The following is a 13,186-nucleotide window of genomic DNA, read 5'->3' on the forward strand; positions in this document are numbered from 1 at the left end:
CCCGCCAGAACAACCTATACCTTCCCAATTGGAGTATTAGTTTTAGTCCAATTTGAAATATCCCTCCAATTCGGACCACCAGTTTCATTATAAATAGCAATTAAAGCATCACATTCTGCACTTGAAATTTGGCTTTGCGTGGGACATGTAGCAGGATTAACTGTTATATTAAATGTTTGTTTATCATTTTGTGAAGGTGAACCATCATCAGTTACTACAGCAGTCGCGCTATAAGAACCCGTTTTGCTGGGTTTCCAACTAAAAACACCACTACTAGAATTAATACTTGCACCAGAGGGTGCATTTTCAATACTAAAATTAAGTGTATCACCATCAGAATCAGTAGCTGTTACAGTAAAAGTTAAAGTATTACTAAGAACAATACTTTGTGGGGTGGCTATAGCATCCAAAACAGGAGGGCTATTCGCTGCAAAGGCAGTTTGTAAATGCCATAGCAGCGTAAGGAACATTATTAATTGATAAAAATATTTGGACATATTATCTCACTCTGGTCATAATATATTAAATAAGGATCAGAAATATATTATCATAAGTGAATAAATTATGATAATATAATCATCAATCTTACAACTAAACTTTTTGCCATTACCAAACACCGCCTAGGAATAAATTCCAAGGCTCAAAGCTAAAGTCTGCTGAAGCAGACTAATGTAATGATAAATATTAGTTTTTAATTCTACATTACTGTTTTTTTAATAAGGTTTATGTAAAACTAAATAAATTTAATATTCCATAGTCTGCTTCAGCAGACTTGAGCTTTGAGCCTTGGAATTTATTCCTAGGCGGTGTTTGGTAATGACAAAATGCTAGTGCGTAACATTAGTTACTATCTGACAGGTTAAAAAAAACCTGTCAAGTTTCTATTCACCAACAATTTCCCAAACCAAGCGATCAAACCCCACAGCCACAACACTAATCAACTTCAATTTCAATTCATCACCATATTTATTCTGCAAACTAGTTTTATAACTAAGCAATTGTTTTTTAGCATCAGCGGCATTTTTCTTCACCAGAGCCAAAGCCTTTAATTTATCAACACTCATATCCCTAAGTTCTTTGCCGCTGACTGTTACCTCTGATAAACTTATATATTTGAGTTCTAATATAAAGTCAAAAATAGGATATTTACGTCGCTCTGGGCGAATCATCATACAAAACGGTTAAAAATGCTGTTTTTATAGTTAATTCATTAGCTAGTTTATAATCACGATTATCAAAAACTTTGAAATAATGTTGTTCCATAAAATCGCAGATTGCTTGCAAATCACCAGTTTGAAAAAACTCTTGAGCAAGTTTACCTGTTTGTTCACGTTCTGACTTTGTCAAATGTATTTCAAATAGCCGCTCAACATAAAGCTTACGTGCTACTAAATTAGGGATTTTAAAACGTAATTTTCCTAATTCTGTCTCACCATTTAAAGTTAAAATTCCTAAATAATACAACAAAGAAACAATAAATTGAGTATCTTTGTTAGCAGATAACATATCTTGAACACCAAAACGATCTACTAATTCAAACAGACTTAATGGTGGATTTTCATTTAAAGCCTGAAATATTACAGATTCACCATTCAATAAACTTGAAACATAAGAAAGTTTACCTCTATCCATAGCCAAATTGTTATCCAACATTTTACGGGGGAATTTACACTTGTTCTGAAAAAATTTCAGAAAATAAAGAACTAATGTTGGATTATAAACAAATTCCTGAATAGTTTCGTTAAAGCAATAACCATTATAAAAGCTTTTCATTATATGTAAGGCATCTTGTTCTTTTTGTTTAGATAATTTACATTGTATAACAATTTTGCTTAAAAGAGATTTAAGTTCAGATTCTCGAAAACCGGAGAAACACCAGTAATAAAAACTCGCTCTAAACCTTGCCCACTGGAACCTGATTTAACTGCTTTAAACAGAGTTTTTAATGAACTCTCTGCGGAAGTTAAAGCATCATAACGGCTATTGCTGATTTGATGTTTGCCCATCATTACTTCATTGGCGAAATTATCATATTCGTCAATAAATAGATAGAGTTTATAAGGTGTTGTTCGCACTGCCCTTAATAAAGATAGAAATGATGCGATAGGATTTGATGAATTTATTGAAATAGAAATTTGTAATATAGATTGGTAATAATTAGCAAAATCTTGGAAACGTTCGTTAAGATAATCCGATAGGCTTTTTTCAATTTGTTTACTATCACCCTCTGGGCTAATATTAGAAAAATCCCATTTCATCACTAATTATTCTCCGTTATAATCTATTAGAAACTTATCAGCAATTTGAAACATAATAAATCTATCCAGCCTTCATAATTTTGTGGGGCTGTGTATTCAGTCGTTATACTACGTTTATCATTCTCAAGTGTTAATTTATTATGAGCTAATTTCCCAAATTGACTGGTTAATATATAATTACCTGCAACTTTTGGTGTATTATTAGCATTACCACCATAGTAAGTTACATTCTTCCAAATGGCACCAAAGGCGTAACGCTCGTTCACAGTTCCATTAACTATTAATTTCATGCAATATCCCTTAACTTAGCCTTGTAGTTACAAATTCCAAGGTTCAAAGTTTAAGTAAATTCTTTCAATTTTATCAGATTATAGGTGACTTTTCCATTTTCCATAATATCTACAATTGATTTATTTATTAGTTCTTCAAATACATTTTTTGCAATATGGGGCATACCCTTAAATTGAAGTTTAATGCTATTCATTAAACTATCCTTTTTCGCTGGTTTGGTTTTTGAATGTTTTATTAAATATTTACAATAAGTAGTCAATGAATCATCATTTATATTTGATAGAGTGTTATTATTTTTTTTCACACTGCCAATGCGTTCTGCGGAACGCCCTTGGCTTTTTAATAACTCAATAGCATGATCTAAGTCACTATCATTAGATACAATTATAAAGTGTGTTTCTTTAGGTAAACGCTCCATTAACATGCCAGAAAAGAAACAAATGCCAAAATCCGCTGAATTTTTTGTTGCAGTTTTCATTTTGATGATTTTTAATCTATTCTCATTAATAGCGATTGCTAAAGTATTTAACCAATCTAATGGAATTTTAGGGCAATTATTCTGTGCATAACAAATAAACACTTGACTAAAAGTGATTAAATTGCTTTGCAGTTGTTTAATTTGAGTTGGACAATTTTCAATGTCGATTAATAATACTGTATCTTTATCTGGTATAGTTGCTTCAGATACAGATTGTTCTAATTCAGGTGGTTTATATTCTTCAAACATAACAATTCCTTATACAATTAGTTTTAGACCTGACAGGTTTTTAAAACCTGTCAGGTCTTTCTACCTACACTGACTAACAGCATTCCCAATATAACTACTAGGAGTCATTTCCAACAAGCGCGTTTTTTCTTCTTCTGGAATGGGCAAATTACTAATAAATGCTTGCAAACGCTCCTGATCAATTCCACGCCCACGTGTCAATTCTTTTAATTTTTCATAGGCTTGTTCTACTCCATAGCGACGCATTACTGTTTGTATCGGTTCTGCTAGCACTTCCCATGTTTTATTTAAATCTGCTTCTATTGCTGCTTGATTTACTTGTAATTTGCTAATTCCTTTTAGGGCTGATTCATAAGCAATCAAGCTTTGCGCTATAGCAACACCAAGATTACGTAACACTGTAGAATCAGTTAAGTCTCTTTGCCAACGGGAAATTGGTAATTTTGCCGCTAGGTGATTAAATAAAGCATTTGCAATTCCTAAATTGCCTTCTGCATTTTCAAAGTCAATCGGATTTACCTTATGAGGCATTGTTGATGAGCCTATTTCGCCTTTTATGGTTTTTTGTTTGAAATAAGCTAAAGAAATATAACTCCAAGTATCACGGCAATAATCAATTAAAATTGTATTAAAACGCGCCATACCATCAAATAATTCAGCGATATAATCATGTGGTTCAATTTGAGTGGTATATGGATTGAAATCTAAACCTAGTTGCGTCACAAATTTTTCTGCAATTGCTGGCCAATCTAAATTAGGATAGGCGGATAAGTGAGCATTATAGTTTCCAACAGCTCCATTAAATTTACCCATTAATGACACTTTTGCAACTTGATCACGTTGCCGTTGTAAACGATATACTACATTTGCTACTTCTTTACCTAAAGTAGTTGGTGAGGCTGGTTGACCATGTGTTCTTGACAACATTGGAATTTCTGCATATTCTGCGGTTAAATCGCTCAATGCAGTAATTAAAGTGTCCATTTTTGGCAAAACAACTTTACTACGCCCCTCATTCAACATTAAAGCATGAGCTAAATTATTAATATCTTCAGAAGTACAGGCAAAATGAATAAATTCACTAACAGCGGCTAAACTGGCGACATCAGCAATTTTTTCCTTAATAAAATATTCAACAGCCTTAACATCATGATTAGTGGTACGTTCAATTGCTTTAACTCGCTGAGCATCCTCAACCGAGAAATTTTCAATCAGATCATTTAAGAATTTTGTAGTATCAGCACTAAATTCTGGCACTTCAACAATATCAGGATGTGCTGATAGAAATTGCAACCAACGAATTTCAACCAAAACTCGATAACGAATTAAACCAAATTCGCTAAAAATAGAGCGTAATACTTTGGTTTTGCTGGCATAACGTCCGTCAATTGGCGAAATAGCTGTTAAAGAAGAGAGTTCCATATAAATAAAAATCCAAATTATTAATTATAGCTCATGTAATGCCAGTCTGCACAATTTGATGTATTTTATTAAGGATTACCATTAACCAATTCTTCTACGCCATATCTTCTTAATATTAATTTGTTTCGATTGGTGTTTCGGCTTCAGAAAAATTGGCGGCATCTCGTAATTGAGAATACCAAGTTTTTTCATCTGGGTTGGCGCGATTAATTTGGTTGGTTAGTAAGCTGGTGCCGATGGTTGAGATTATTAGCTTGTTATTCATTATTTTTTTGTTTAGTTCATTTAATAAGCTTTTTTCCTCAGTTTCATTCCAAACCATATGCCCATATCCAACCGCCGTCTTAGAACCTGAACCAGTAAATTCTAAGGCTTGAAGTAATGATTAAAAAATCGGCTGTAGAATCATAAACGGTAAAGCTGAAATATGGCTATGATATTCTTTACATTCATCAGATTTTAATTGAGCTTTTGCGTTTGTAACTCCTTGTAAGGCAAATTTAGCGCGTTGTTGATCCATTGTTTGCATAATTAAACCTCACCTTGCAAGACTTTAACTTTACACCAACCCATACCAACAGTTTCATTACCGTCTATTCTTAAATAAGGATGCTTTTCAAATAAGTCACTAATTACATGATTTAAAATATCATTAGCTTTTTTCTCACTCTTATTTTTACGAGAGTTTTGTGCGATTAAGCTAGTATAAAGCAATGTATTTGGTGGTAAGGTTTCTTGATACCATAATGCACCGGGTATAGTTACTTTAGTTTCATTATCAATTGCGATATGAGCATCAACTGGAGTTGCATAGCGGCATAAATGGGCAAACATGTCGTCATTGATAATTACCAATTGCTTGATTAAATTAGCCTTCAGGTCATTATTAATAAGTTTGATTATGTTATTAATAACATCCTTAACGTTTTTATTGGCTTGTGTTTTAAAACGAAATTCTTCTAAGAACAAATCTTGTTCAGGCAATTTATCATGCACTAAAGCAGTTTCATTGTCGATTGTAGAAGGTACAGAAAAACCATTAGCTTCTGGCAAACCTAAACGTTGATAATCAGCTTTCCAACGATCCAAAATGGCTGGACAAGTTACCCATTTAAAGTGTCCAGTTAATGAACGTACAGGTAATAATAACAAACGCGCATCACTAACACCTAAAGCTCCGGCATGTTCAGAACCATGTTGCATATCTGGTCCAAATACCTCATCTATCCATTTAAATCCACGAGATTCTGCTGATTGACGCAAAGCCCCTTTTACACCTGAACCATATACACAAGGATAACTTGTATGGTATTCGCGTTGAATAGGTAAATCAATATTACTTAACATTTGCCCTGTTCCGGCGTGTAATGATGTTTCTGTACATAAGCCTAAAATGGCGGTTTTTTGTGACATTTTTTTTATACCCTTTCTTTCATAATTCAGTATTAGGAGTACAGCTAATTACGTGGATAAACGAATTAAAACATTACCTAGCATATATTTTATGTCTTATTAGTTTATCCACGTAATTTGTTGTACTCACTATAAATAGATTTAATTACCAAACTCCAACAGCCAATTCTCCACGCCCATATTCTGTCTCTTCGCCAATATGATAACCATTCAAACTACTTGGATTACCACTTTCTATTTGACAAAACCAGACGCTGCCTGCTGGTATTAAACTAATTACTTAAAATTGTTAATTTTACTTCATTAATGTTACCGCGCCAAACTTTGGTTCCTTGTTTGTCAGTTTCTTCGGTAAATCCTTTTGGTAGCCAAAAACCGCACTAATAATGCCCCATCCACTTCTAATCTTATTCTGTTACCCGATACATAATCTGCCGCTAATAAGCTAACTGATTCATTTGCACTCAGAATTGCTTTTTCTCCTTTTGCAGGATTCAATAAGTCAAAACGTTGTCTTATTTTGTAGAAAAAGCCACTACTAAATTCATCATCGGCACGAAATTTTTCTACTATTTGTTCTATTATCAAGGCATTGCCCATTGTAGGGCTTTACCACCTTGTTTCCAGACTCGAACTGCGATAGCGTCACGCCCACAGCCATCTTTGGCTACTTTGTCTAATAGGCTATGTGAATCTCTAAGAATTTTGGTTAGTGGCATTTTTATATGAGCATATTCTATCGCGCCAGATAAGGTGGAATTAATGCCGCTATCTTTAAAAGCTTCTAAATATTCATCGCGTAAATCCTTAGCACAAGCTAATGCGTCTTCTAATGGTAAAATTGCTAATACATCATCTCCACCAGCATAGATTAAAAAGCCATTGTTTTTACATACGATATTATTTACTTTATCAGTAAACTTTTTTAAAGCGGCTGAAATTTTAGGTTGCTTTTCGGTAGAGCTCATATGTTTACCTAGAGAATCTCCATCCATTAATAAAATCGCATAAAATGGTGATGGTTTAGTTTCTATATTTTTGAGTGCTGCTAGCATTTGTTTTGCCGCTGCTTAATTTTCTTCTTCTGCGTTTAGCAATTCTGATTCAAAAAATACTACTCCATCTAAAGCTGTTAAACGTTTAGTTTTATCAATACATTTAATATTAGTATTCCATTCTCCGTTTTCGATTCCAAGATTTTTAGCTGCTTTATATAAAGCTTCCAATGTTTGTTCATCTAAATCCCTTTTTAGTTTCTTTTCACGAATTTTTTTCCAAAAATTTTTTAATGTATTATTATCTTTTTTCTTTTTAATTTCTTCTTTCCTTTGAATTTGATTTTGTAGGGTGGGTAGAGTGAAACGAAACCCACCATGCTCTTCTTTCTTTTGAATTTGGTTTTGTAGGGTGGGTAGAGTGAAACGAAACCCACCATGCTCTTCTTTCTTTTGAATTTGGTTTTGTAGGGTGGGTAGAGTGAAACGAAACCCACCATGCAAGTTGTTATTATCATGATCTGGTGGGTTTCGCTCCGCTCTACCCACCCTACATGACTTCTCATCTACTTTCTCAGAATAAGGAACACCTGATAATTCTTGCCAACCAGTCATAATCATACATTTAACCCCCGGTTCAGCAGGTGTAAAGTGATTACGCCAATTTTTGCGACGATCTAATAAGTTAGATTCATTTGCATCATCAGTTATTACCCAACTGATTTCAAAGAAGTTATTTATTTGTCTATTCCATATTTTACGATGAATTGAATCTTCTTTGCAAAATTCTGCTAAATCTTGTTTCCATACTTCTTCAGCTAATTTTTGCCTTTAAAGCGATTTGGTATGTTACCTTGATGAGGTGGTGATTTTTCACCTTTGCCTTTTATCCATTTTAGATAATCTTCATCAGGTAATGGAAATATAATTTCTCCATTTTGGTTTTTTACTGAGTTCATTGCTATACCAGCTAACCAAGGTAGTAAAAATGAACCAGCCCAAAAGTCACGAGTACGTCGCGCTTGTGCTACAAAGCCTTGCACTGGTCCTAATATGAAAAAATAATGGGCTAGTGCGACTTTCTAAATCAAGACGATATTCTTTATATAAATTTCCTGCTTGTTGATTCGCTACTAATAATTTTAAAACTACTATTTTTACTAAAAGCTGTATAAGGTGGATTGTCGGTTATATGTTGATATTTGTTTAAATACTTGTTCTTCAACTCGTTTGGGTTGGATATGGAGTAAATGCCATTCTGGTTGACAATTACGACTGGCTAAAATAAGACTAGCATCAAAAGCTTCTCTAACTGGTTATAATTCCTCACCAACATTCCGAAAATTAGTTTCAGCTTCTTTACGTCGCATCCAATATTTAATACTAAAAGCCCAAGCACTAATAAAAGAAACCCAACCTATTAAGGTATTAGAATTCTCAAACAAATCCAGCAAGGTATCATTATTAGAGCTGATTAACCAACCAAAAGAAAATTGTCAGAATGGTTAATATGGGATTACGTCTAGCGTTTTTAAGTGGCTATCATATCACTGGCAAGAACAAATTAAAAGTTTGGCAAATTTGCCGTGATGAAATATCAAAAGGAAAGGTATTATGATTACAGCAAAAACATTACATCCACAATATTTGAAAACACCAAATGGCACACCTTCTTTTGTTGTTTTGTTTATAGAAGAATATGAAGAATTAATTGAAGATTATAATGATTTAACTATTATAAAAGAAAGGAGAGAAGAAGAAAAAATTTCTTTCAAAGATTTCAAACATAACATATTAAAAACTAATGTATAAATTAGAAGTCACAAAATCTGTTGAGAAAGATTTTAAAAAACATGCTAAAGAAAAGCATGAATATTTATTAAATGCAATAGAAAGTTTATCTTCAAATCCTTTTCCAGTATCACAATATAAAAAGTTAAAAGGAACTTTGTTAAATATTACTTGTCACATTATCCTTATAAAACTACATGGATTGCATGTAAGCAGGGATTTCATATATATACATCCTTGCTAAAATGCAATCTCTGTAGTTATTAATGATACAAAATACAAATTTCAATCACCTGCATTACTGAACACCCATTCAAGCTCAAATCCTTATACATACATATCTAACTAATTGATTTTAATAGCCCTGAAGGGGCGACATAATACAGCCTAGGGCAACGCCCTAGGGATGATGTATATTATATGTTAGCCCTGAAGGGGCGAAATAATATCCGTTCCTAGGGCGTTGCCCTAGGCTATATTATCCCAACCTAGCCCTGAAGGGGCGACATAATTTATCCTCATTATTTCGCCCCTTCAGGGCTGACATATAATATACATCATACCTAGGGCGTTGCCCTAGGCTATATTATGTCGCCCCTTCAGGGCTATTAAAATCAATTAGTTAGATATGTATATATATGAAATCCCTGCTAAAATGCAATCCCTGTAGTTTTATAAGGGCGAGGGCTTATTTAAAGTGGAACGATAAAAATAATACTCAAACATCCAACCACATCTGCACCGAACCAAAACCAATCTTATTACCTTTAAGATTAAAACCAAGTTGCCCCATCTCAATGAACAACTAACTTTTGAACAGGTAAAGGATTATAATTTAACATTATATTTTTTTCGTTCCAATTTACCATTGTTATCGAATATAATACCTCTTCCCGCAGATAACTTTTTAATAAAAAATATGTTTATCAAAACAATAAATCAATTCACAGAACTAACAGGGCGTTTAATCGCTTGGTTAGTTTTATTAATGACATTAATCATTGTCTATGATGTTACTACAAGATACCTATTTTCTATAGGTTCTGTAGGATTGCAAGAATTGCAATGGCATTTATTTAGTCTCATTTTTTTATTTGGTGCCGCTTATACTTTTAAACATGATGAGCATGTACGAGTAGATATAATTTATAAAGGGCGTTGGATGAATGATGAATCACGCGCTTGGGTAAATATTATAGGTGGTTTGTTATTTTTAGTGCCTTTTTGTTTGTTAATTATAAATGGCTCATGGCAGTTTGTTTATAATTCTTATATTTTTCAGGAAGCGTCTCCTGATGCCGGTGGTTTAGCTTATCGTTTTTTACTTAAAGCCGCTATTCCTATTGGTTTTAGTTTATTGTTATTACAAGCTATTGCTAATATTATTGAAAATATAACGTATTTAATTGAGTCTCAAGGAGAATAATATGGAAATCTGGGCATTAATAATGTTGGCTGTAATAATATTTGCTTTATTATTAGGCTATCCTGTCGCTTTTACTTTGGGTGGTGTCGCGCTGTTATTTGGAACTATCTTTCTTGGTTTGCCCTTTTTTGATTTATTGCCATTGAGAATATGGGGAATTATGACTAATTTCACCTTATTAGCAGTGCCACTATTTATATTTATGGGCATAATTTTAGAAAAATCTGGGCTGGCTGAAGAATTAATCGAGGTAATGGGCTTATTACTTGGACGTTTAGGCGGCGGTTTAGCTATTTCTGTTGTGATAGTTGGTGGCATGTTAGCAGCAACTACAGGAGTTGTAGCCGCATCTGTAGTAACAATGGGTATTATTTCACTACCAATTCTATTAAAAAATAACTATTCCCCAACCCTTGCAACCGGCGTGATTGCAGCTTCTGGCACCTTGGGGCAAATAATTCCCCCCAGCATTGTATTGATTTTATTAGCTGATATTATCGGTGTTCCAGCAGGCAGCTTGTTTATTGGTACAATTATACCCGGCATCATGTTAATAACCATATATATATTATATATAATGTTCAGAGCATGGCTTAATCCAGAAATAGCACCCAAATTAGTTCGTGATATTTCTAATAAGAAGTTTGTTATTCGTTTTATTAACAGTGTAATTCCAACATTATTAATAATAATGATCGTATTAGGCAGTATAATTTTCGGCATTGCTACTCCCACTGAATCAGCGGCATTTGGAGCCATAGCTGCTTTAATATTAGGGATATTACATAAACGTTTAACAGTAGAAAAATTAACTAAATCCATACAACATACTACACGCTTAACTAGTATGGTCTTTCTAATACTAATTGGTGCAACAGCCTTTGGCTTAGTATTTCGAGGCATGGGTGGTGATCATCTAGTACATGAAATTTTAACCCAATTACCCGGTGGTCAATGGGGATTTATTGTAGTTAGTTTATTGTTGATCTTTATACTAGGTTTTTTTCTAGATTTTCTGGAAATCTGCTTTATAGTAGTGCCAATACTAGCACCAATTGCTCAATTTTTTGATATTAATCTGCTTTGGTTTGCGGTTTTAATAGCAGTTAATTTACAAACATCCTTTCTAACTCCGCCATTTGGCTTTGCTTTATTCTATTTAAAAGCAGTAGCACCTCCAACAATATCCATTGATATAATTTATCGCGGCATAATTCCTTTTGTAATCTTACAGTTGATAGTTTTGATGTTATTGACGATATATCCACAGATTATCTTGTGGTTGCCTAATTTAATTGATCATTGGTTAAATTTTTCAGTATAATTAGTAATTTTTTACTATCAACAACAGGAGTAACACTCTCGAATGGCTATTGAACGTACCTTATCTATTATTAAACCTGACGCTATTGCTAAAAATGTAATTGGTGAAATTTATTCACGTTTTGAAAAAGGTGGATTAAAAATTATAGCGGCAAAAATGCTGCATTTAAGTCGTGAGCAAGCCGAAGGTTTTTATGCGGTACATAAAGAACGCCCATTTTTCAAAGACTTAGTTGATTTCATGATTTCCGGACCAGTTATGGTACAAGCATTAGAAGGTGAAAATGCCATCAGTGTTCACCGTGAATTAATGGGAGCAACTAATCCTAAAGATGCAGCGGCAGGAACAATACGCGCTGATTTTGCTGAAACTGTTGATGAAAACGCAGTACATGGTTCCGATGCACCTGAAACTGCCAAAACAGAAATTGAATATTTTTTCACTTCTGAACAAGTTTGCCCACGTACACGTTAATCAATGGTTAATTTGTTGGATTTGGATTTAAATGGTTTACAAGCCTTTTTTGCTAGCATAGGTGAAAAACCATTTCGTGCCACTCAAGTCATGAAATGGATTCATCAGCAAGGTATTGTAGATTTTGATGCAATGACTAATTTAAGCAAAGCCTTGCGGCTGCGCTTAAAAGAAGTTGCTTGCATAACTATTCCCAAAGTAGAAACCATGCAAACCTCGCAAGATGGTACACGCAAATGGCTATTAAAATTAGATAACGGCAATAGTATTGAAACGGTTTTTATTCCAGAAGATGATCGTGGCACCTTATGTATTTCTTCACAAGTTGGTTGTGCCTTAGATTGTAGTTTTTGTGCCACAGCACAACAAGGTTTTAATCGTAATTTAACAGTGGCAGAGATAATTGGTCAATTATGGTTAGCAGAACATACGCTACGTTCTGAAATGGAAAAGGATGAACGAGTAATTAGTAATGTTGTAATGATGGGTATGGGAGAACCTTTAACAAATTTTAATAATGTCGTTCAAGCCATGAGCTTGATGATGAATGATTTCTGTTATGGTTTATCTCGACGGCGTGTTACTCTAAGCACTGCTGGTATTGTTCCAGCCTTATTACGTTTAAAGGAACAATCTCCAGTTAGTCTAGCAGTATCATTACATGCAGCAAATGATTCATTACGTGATCAATTGGTGCCAATTAACAAAAAATATCCGTTAAATCAACTAATTGCTGCTTGTCGTGAATATGTAGAAGATGATAATCGTCGTCATATTACCTTTGAATATGTAATGTTAAAAGACATAAATGATAGTCCAAGTCATGCTCGTGATTTAATAAAGTTATTAAAAGGTATTTCGGCGAAAATTAATCTAATTCCATTTAATCCTTTTCCACAAAGCCATTATCAACGATCAACACCTGAAGCCATTGAACGATTTCGTGATATTTTGATCAAAGCAGGTTTAGTAACAATTACACGAAAAACTCGCGGTGATGATATTGATGCAGCTTGTGGGCAATTAGCTGGTAAAGTTATTAATCGACGACAGCTGAATAGGTAA

The 13,186-nt window shown here is 33.7% G+C and carries 21 protein-coding genes; 6 read left to right on the forward strand and 15 right to left on the reverse strand.

The window, feature by feature from the left end; translation table 11 throughout:
• Window positions 1–14: 14 nt before the first annotated feature.
• The 15 genes from BHU68_RS06730 to BHU68_RS18015 form a co-directional block, all read right to left on the reverse strand.
• The gene (locus BHU68_RS06730) at window positions 15–497 is read right to left on the reverse strand and encodes a cadherin repeat domain-containing protein (RefSeq protein ID WP_083234957.1); all 483 of its coding nucleotides are present in this window, start codon (window positions 495–497) and stop codon (window positions 15–17) included.
• Between the two features lie 384 nt (window positions 498–881).
• Complete coding sequence (locus BHU68_RS06735) at window positions 882–1,172, reverse strand: hypothetical protein (RefSeq protein WP_069470909.1); 291 nt, start codon at window positions 1,170–1,172, stop codon at window positions 882–884.
• Window positions 1,147–1,653 (reverse strand): hypothetical protein, encoded by a 507-nt coding sequence (locus BHU68_RS16355; protein ID WP_253181144.1) that lies wholly within the window; start codon window positions 1,651–1,653, stop codon window positions 1,147–1,149. The genes BHU68_RS06735 and BHU68_RS16355 overlap by 26 nt, the downstream gene beginning before the upstream one ends.
• Window positions 1,654–1,832: 179 nt before the next feature.
• On the reverse strand, window positions 1,833–2,258 hold the full coding sequence (locus tag BHU68_RS06745; RefSeq protein ID WP_069470911.1) for an AAA family ATPase: 426 nt from the start codon (window positions 2,256–2,258) through the stop codon (window positions 1,833–1,835).
• Window positions 2,259–2,284: 26 nt separating this feature from the next.
• Entirely contained in the window at window positions 2,285–2,548 is a 264-nt protein-coding gene (locus tag BHU68_RS06750) for a hypothetical protein (protein ID WP_069470912.1), read from the reverse strand.
• A 50-nt stretch (window positions 2,549–2,598) separates the two neighbouring features.
• On the reverse strand, window positions 2,599–3,276 hold the full coding sequence (locus BHU68_RS06755) for a PIN domain-containing protein (protein WP_083234959.1): 678 nt from the start codon (window positions 3,274–3,276) through the stop codon (window positions 2,599–2,601).
• Between the two features lie 60 nt (window positions 3,277–3,336).
• On the reverse strand, window positions 3,337–4,698 hold the full coding sequence (gene purB / locus BHU68_RS06760; RefSeq protein WP_069470913.1) for an adenylosuccinate lyase: 1,362 nt from the start codon (window positions 4,696–4,698) through the stop codon (window positions 3,337–3,339).
• 115 nt (window positions 4,699–4,813) lie between these two features.
• The gene (locus BHU68_RS06765) at window positions 4,814–5,020 is read right to left on the reverse strand and encodes a hypothetical protein (protein WP_069470914.1); all 207 of its coding nucleotides are present in this window, start codon (window positions 5,018–5,020) and stop codon (window positions 4,814–4,816) included.
• A gap of 63 nt (window positions 5,021–5,083) precedes the next feature.
• Window positions 5,084–5,227 (reverse strand): type III-B CRISPR module-associated protein Cmr5, encoded by a 144-nt coding sequence (locus BHU68_RS16360; RefSeq protein ID WP_083234960.1) that lies wholly within the window; start codon window positions 5,225–5,227, stop codon window positions 5,084–5,086.
• Window positions 5,228–5,229: 2 nt separating this feature from the next.
• Complete coding sequence (gene cmr4 / locus BHU68_RS06770) at window positions 5,230–6,111, reverse strand: type III-B CRISPR module RAMP protein Cmr4 (RefSeq protein WP_069470915.1); 882 nt, start codon at window positions 6,109–6,111, stop codon at window positions 5,230–5,232.
• Window positions 6,112–6,450: 339 nt separating this feature from the next.
• A complete protein-coding gene (locus BHU68_RS06775; RefSeq protein WP_069470916.1) occupies window positions 6,451–6,711 on the reverse strand; it encodes a hypothetical protein in 261 nt (86 codons plus the stop codon).
• A complete protein-coding gene (cas10, locus tag BHU68_RS06780) occupies window positions 6,696–7,166 on the reverse strand; it encodes a type III-B CRISPR-associated protein Cas10/Cmr2 (RefSeq protein WP_069470917.1) in 471 nt (156 codons plus the stop codon). Before cas10 ends, BHU68_RS06775 begins: the two co-directional genes overlap by 16 nt.
• Window positions 7,167–7,181: 15 nt before the next feature.
• Entirely contained in the window at window positions 7,182–7,721 is a 540-nt protein-coding gene (locus tag BHU68_RS06785; protein ID WP_069470918.1) for a hypothetical protein, read from the reverse strand.
• A gap of 203 nt (window positions 7,722–7,924) precedes the next feature.
• Entirely contained in the window at window positions 7,925–8,161 is a 237-nt protein-coding gene (locus tag BHU68_RS06790; RefSeq protein WP_083234961.1) for a type III-B CRISPR-associated protein Cas10/Cmr2, read from the reverse strand.
• Window positions 8,162–8,422: 261 nt separating this feature from the next.
• On the reverse strand, window positions 8,423–8,551 hold the full coding sequence (locus tag BHU68_RS18015; protein WP_256359160.1) for a hypothetical protein: 129 nt from the start codon (window positions 8,549–8,551) through the stop codon (window positions 8,423–8,425).
• A 169-nt stretch (window positions 8,552–8,720) separates the two neighbouring features.
• Here BHU68_RS18015 and BHU68_RS06795 point away from each other — a divergent pair, with 169 nt between their 5' ends.
• From BHU68_RS06795 to rlmN, 6 genes are all read left to right on the forward strand, one after another.
• Window positions 8,721–8,918: a hypothetical protein gene (locus tag BHU68_RS06795; protein WP_069470920.1), complete on the forward strand. Its 198-nt coding sequence runs from the start codon at window positions 8,721–8,723 to the stop codon at window positions 8,916–8,918.
• A complete protein-coding gene (locus BHU68_RS06800) occupies window positions 8,911–9,141 on the forward strand; it encodes a type II toxin-antitoxin system RelE family toxin (protein ID WP_069470921.1) in 231 nt (76 codons plus the stop codon). The genes BHU68_RS06795 and BHU68_RS06800 overlap by 8 nt, the downstream gene beginning before the upstream one ends.
• A gap of 675 nt (window positions 9,142–9,816) precedes the next feature.
• Window positions 9,817–10,323 (forward strand): TRAP transporter small permease subunit, encoded by a 507-nt coding sequence (locus BHU68_RS06805; protein ID WP_069470978.1) that lies wholly within the window; start codon window positions 9,817–9,819, stop codon window positions 10,321–10,323.
• A gap of 1 nt (window position 10,324) precedes the next feature.
• Entirely contained in the window at window positions 10,325–11,647 is a 1,323-nt protein-coding gene (locus BHU68_RS06810) for a TRAP transporter large permease (RefSeq protein WP_069470922.1), read from the forward strand.
• A 42-nt stretch (window positions 11,648–11,689) separates the two neighbouring features.
• The gene (gene ndk / locus BHU68_RS06815; RefSeq protein WP_069470923.1) at window positions 11,690–12,121 is read left to right on the forward strand and encodes a nucleoside-diphosphate kinase; all 432 of its coding nucleotides are present in this window, start codon (window positions 11,690–11,692) and stop codon (window positions 12,119–12,121) included.
• 3 nt (window positions 12,122–12,124) lie between these two features.
• Window positions 12,125–13,186, forward strand: a complete 1,062-nt coding sequence (gene rlmN, locus BHU68_RS06820) for a 23S rRNA (adenine(2503)-C(2))-methyltransferase RlmN (RefSeq protein WP_069470924.1) — start codon at window positions 12,125–12,127, stop codon at window positions 13,184–13,186.

It is taken from the genome of Candidatus Marithrix sp. Canyon 246 (assembly GCF_001723685.1).
GTDB lineage: Bacteria > Pseudomonadota > Gammaproteobacteria > Beggiatoales > Beggiatoaceae > Marithrix.

Bases quoted from the DNA above. Each gene is read 5' to 3' on its own strand.
- BHU68_RS06730 (WP_083234957.1), bottom strand. From the start codon at position 497: ATGTCCAAATATTTTTATCAATTAATAATGTTCCTTACGCTGCTATGG.
- BHU68_RS06735 (WP_069470909.1), bottom strand. From the start codon at position 1,172: ATGATGATTCGCCCAGAGCGACGTAAATATCCTATTTTTGACTTTATA.
- BHU68_RS16355 (WP_253181144.1), bottom strand. From the start codon at position 1,653: ATGTTGGATAACAATTTGGCTATGGATAGAGGTAAACTTTCTTATGTT.
- BHU68_RS06745 (WP_069470911.1), bottom strand. From the start codon at position 2,258: ATGAAATGGGATTTTTCTAATATTAGCCCAGAGGGTGATAGTAAACAA.
- BHU68_RS06750 (WP_069470912.1), bottom strand. From the start codon at position 2,548: ATGAAATTAATAGTTAATGGAACTGTGAACGAGCGTTACGCCTTTGGT.
- BHU68_RS06755 (WP_083234959.1), bottom strand. From the start codon at position 3,276: ATGTTTGAAGAATATAAACCACCTGAATTAGAACAATCTGTATCTGAA.
- purB (WP_069470913.1), bottom strand. From the start codon at position 4,698: ATGGAACTCTCTTCTTTAACAGCTATTTCGCCAATTGACGGACGTTAT.
- BHU68_RS06765 (WP_069470914.1), bottom strand. From the start codon at position 5,020: ATGGTTTGGAATGAAACTGAGGAAAAAAGCTTATTAAATGAACTAAAC.
- BHU68_RS16360 (WP_083234960.1), bottom strand. From the start codon at position 5,227: ATGCAAACAATGGATCAACAACGCGCTAAATTTGCCTTACAAGGAGTT.
- cmr4 (WP_069470915.1), bottom strand. From the start codon at position 6,111: ATGTCACAAAAAACCGCCATTTTAGGCTTATGTACAGAAACATCATTA.
- BHU68_RS06775 (WP_069470916.1), bottom strand. From the start codon at position 6,711: ATGGGCAATGCCTTGATAATAGAACAAATAGTAGAAAAATTTCGTGCC.
- cas10 (WP_069470917.1), bottom strand. From the start codon at position 7,166: ATGCTAGCAGCACTCAAAAATATAGAAACTAAACCATCACCATTTTAT.
- BHU68_RS06785 (WP_069470918.1), bottom strand. From the start codon at position 7,721: ATGACTGGTTGGCAAGAATTATCAGGTGTTCCTTATTCTGAGAAAGTA.
- BHU68_RS06795 (WP_069470920.1), top strand. From the start codon at position 8,721: ATGATTACAGCAAAAACATTACATCCACAATATTTGAAAACACCAAAT.
- BHU68_RS06800 (WP_069470921.1), top strand. From the start codon at position 8,911: ATGTATAAATTAGAAGTCACAAAATCTGTTGAGAAAGATTTTAAAAAA.
- BHU68_RS06805 (WP_069470978.1), top strand. From the start codon at position 9,817: ATGTTTATCAAAACAATAAATCAATTCACAGAACTAACAGGGCGTTTA.
- BHU68_RS06810 (WP_069470922.1), top strand. From the start codon at position 10,325: ATGGAAATCTGGGCATTAATAATGTTGGCTGTAATAATATTTGCTTTA.
- ndk (WP_069470923.1), top strand. From the start codon at position 11,690: ATGGCTATTGAACGTACCTTATCTATTATTAAACCTGACGCTATTGCT.
- rlmN (WP_069470924.1), top strand. From the start codon at position 12,125: ATGGTTAATTTGTTGGATTTGGATTTAAATGGTTTACAAGCCTTTTTT.